The following is a 2,919-nucleotide window of genomic DNA, read 5'->3' as shown; positions in this document are numbered from 1 at the left end:
GGGGAGGACAACCCGGGGAACTGAAACATCTAAGTACCCGGAGGAGAGGAAATCAATCTCGAGACTCCCCGAGTAGCGGCGAGCGAAAGGGGACCGATGGCCAAACCGTCGAGCGGGCGTACCCGGCAGGGGTTCCGCCGGCGGGGTTGCAGGGCCGCGCATCCGGGGGCTGCCGCCCCCGGGCGCAGGTCCGGCTGGGGAGCGGAACGGCATGGGAGGGCCGGCCGCAGCGGGTGACAGCCCCGTACGCGAACCCAGACCGGACGGCGCGACGCGGTCCCTGAGTAGGGCCGGGCACGTGAAACCCGGTCCGAACCTGGGTGGACCACCATCCAAGCCTGAGTACTACCCTGTGACCGATAGCGCACCAGTACCGTGAGGGAAAGGTGAAAAGCACCCCGGGAGGGGAGTGAAACAGTACCTGAAACCGTGCGCCCACGAGCAGTCGGAGCACCCTCCGGGGTGTGACGGCGTGCCTTTTGTAGAATGAGCCAGCGAGTCGCTGGCGCGGGGCGAGGTTAACCGAAAGGGAGCCGGAGCGAAAGCGAGCCTTAACAGGGCGACTTGAGTCCCGCGCCGCGGACGCGAAGCCGGGTGAGCTATCCGTGGGCAGGCTGAAGCGGGGGTAAGACCCCGTGGAGGGCCGAACGCACGTCGGTTGAAAACGGCGGCGATGACCTGCGGATAGGGGTGAAAGGCCAATCAAACCCGGAGATATCTCGTTCTCCCCGAAATAGCTTTAGGGCTAGCGTCGCGCGTTCACCGCCGGAGGTAGAGCACCGGATGGACGAGGGGGCTTCGCCGCCTACCGAATCCAACCGAACTCCGAATGCCGGCGGCCCAGAGCGCGGCAGTCAGAGCATGTGGGCTAAGCTGTGTGCTCGAGAGGGAAACAGCCCGGACCGCCCGCTAAGGTCCCCAAGTTCCAGCCGAGTGGCAAAGGATGTGCGTCCGCCCAGACAACCAGGATGTTGGCTTAGAAGCAGCCATGCATTCAAAGAGTGCGTAACAGCTCACTGGTCGAGTGGACATGCGCCGACAATACACGGGGCTAAGCTGGACACCGAAGCGGCGGGATTTTATTTATAGAATCGGTAGGGGAGCTTCCCATGGGCGGAGAAGCCGGAGGGCGACCGACGGTGGAGCGCATGGGAGTGAGAATGCTGGCATGAGTAGCGAGAGACGAGAGAGTAACTCGTCCGCCGTGAACCCGAGGTTTCCTGGGCAAGGCTAATCCTCCCAGGGTCAGTCGGGGGCTAAGGCGAGGCCGGGAGGCGTAGCCGACGCGCAGCAGGCAGACATTCCTGCACCGCGCACGCGGCGCTACGACCGACGGGGCGACGGATGGGGGTGGCTCGGCGGGGTTCTGGACGTCCCCGTGATGGAGCGCGGCCCGCGGACCAGGGAAATCCGGTCCGCATCGAGGGCGAGGCTCCGGACGAAGCGATTGAGCGAAGCGAGTGAGCCCGAGGTCCCTAGAAAAACCCCTAGGCAGGCGCGTGCGCGCCCGTACCGCAAACCGACACAGGTGGGTGGGTAGAACATACCGAGGCGATCGGGTCAACCATGGTCAAGGAACTCGGCACAATGGCCCCGTAACTTCGGGAGAAGGGGTGCCCGCGCGTACGTGAACGGACTTGCTCCGGGAGCGGAGGCGGGCCGCAGTGGAGAGGCCCAAGCGACTGTTTACCAAAAACACAGGACTCTGCAGAAGCCGCAAGGCGACGTATAGGGTCTGACGCCTGCCCGGTGCCGGAAGGTCACGCGGAGGAGTTAGCGCACCGCGCGAAGCCCCGAAGCCAAGCCCCGGTAAACGGCGGCCGTAACTATAACGGTCCTAAGGTAGCGAAATTCCTTGTCGGGTAAGTTCCGACCTGCACGAAAGGCGCAACGACTTGGGCGCTGTCTCGACCATGGACCCGGTGAAATTGCACTGGTCGTGAAGATGCGACTTACCCGCGGAAGGACGGAAAGACCCCGTGAACCTTCACTGCAGCTTGGCATTGGCCGCTGGTCCCGCGTGTAGAGGATAGGCAGGAGGCGAAGATCCGGAGGCGCCAGCCCCCGGGGAGCCGCCCTTGGAATACTGCCCTCGCGCGACCGGCGTCCTAACCCGAGGCCGTCAACCGGCTCGGGGACCGTGCCAGGCGGGCAGTTTGACTGGGGCGGTCGCCTCCTAAAGGGTAACGGAGGCGCGCGAAGGTCCGCTCGGGACGGTCGGCAACCGTCCTTTTGAATGCAAGAGTACAAGCGGGCTTGACTGCGAGGCCCACGAGCCGAGCAGGTGCGAAAGCAGGCTCTAGTGATCCGGCGGCCCCGAGTGGGTGGGCCGTCGCTCAACGGATAAAAGGTACTCCGGGGATAACAGGCTGATCTTGCCCAAGAGTCCACATCGACGGCAAGGTTTGGCACCTCGATGTCGGCTCATCGCATCCTGGGGCTGGAGCAGGTCCCAAGGGTACGGCTGTTCGCCGTTTAAAGCGGTACGCGAGCTGGGTTCAGAACGTCGTGAGACAGTTCGGTCCCTATCCTCCGTGGGCGCAGGAGAATCGATGGAGGCTGCCCCCAGTACGAGAGGACCGGGGTGGACGCACCTCCGGTGAACCGGTTGTCGACCAACGGCACGGCCGGGTAGCCGCGTGCGGCGCGGATAACCGCTGAAGGCATCTAAGCGGGAAGCCGTTCCAGGGATTAGTTCTCCTTCCGGTAAGGGCCCAGGTAGACTACCTGGTCGATAGACGGCAGGTGCAAGGCTGGCGACAGCCTCAGCCGAGCCGCACTAATCGCCCGAGCTCTTCCGGAACCGCACCTCGCGGCCCGCGGGACCCAGCGCTCACGCGCGGTCCGGGCACGAGGATGCCCCCGAGTCGGACCTCTCCTATGCGCCATGCGGCCCCCAGGGCACGTGGATGAGACACC

At 64.8% G+C, this 2,919-nt stretch carries 1 rRNA gene; it reads left to right on the top strand.

What is annotated here, in order from left to right:
* Positions 1-2,804 (top strand): 23S ribosomal RNA (locus tag ACTNB2_RS08700); the annotation flags it as partial.
* Positions 2,805-2,919: the final 115 nt, after the last annotated feature.

Source organism: Collinsella sp. HCP28S3_G2 (assembly GCF_052065125.1).
Taxonomy (GTDB): Bacteria; Actinomycetota; Coriobacteriia; order Coriobacteriales; family Coriobacteriaceae; genus Collinsella.
This window is presented reverse-complemented; position numbering and strand designations above follow the sequence as displayed.